The sequence below is a fragment of the Bacillus cereus group sp. N8 genome (assembly GCF_016483685.1).
Lineage (GTDB): Bacteria > Bacillota > Bacilli > Bacillales > Bacillaceae_G > Bacillus_A > Bacillus_A proteolyticus.
On the sequence record NZ_JAEHBK010000199.1, the window covers coordinates 1 to 246 of the forward strand.

The following is a 246-nucleotide window of genomic DNA, read 5'->3' on the forward strand; positions in this document are numbered from 1 at the left end:
GAAATAAATTAACAACCATTTTCATTTTTAATACAAAAAACTTTGATATCCGCTTTATGATATTTATCTTCTTGAACTTCTACAATAAGCTAACTATCTTGCTGAAGCATTTCTTCTGTAACTTCTTCCACAATATAAAATGTAATATCATCTAATTCAGCTGGAGCTGTTTCTTCGGGCGTAACGCCTATCTTATTTAAAAGAGATGTAAATCCTAAATTCTCTAACATTGGAATAACATCACTT

The 246-nt window shown here is 29.3% G+C and carries 1 pseudogene; it reads right to left on the reverse strand.

Annotated features, from left to right (window positions below):
- Positions 1-11: 11 nt before the first annotated feature.
- Positions 12-246, reverse strand: a pseudogene (locus tag JDS80_RS30990) (hypothetical protein); the annotation flags it as partial.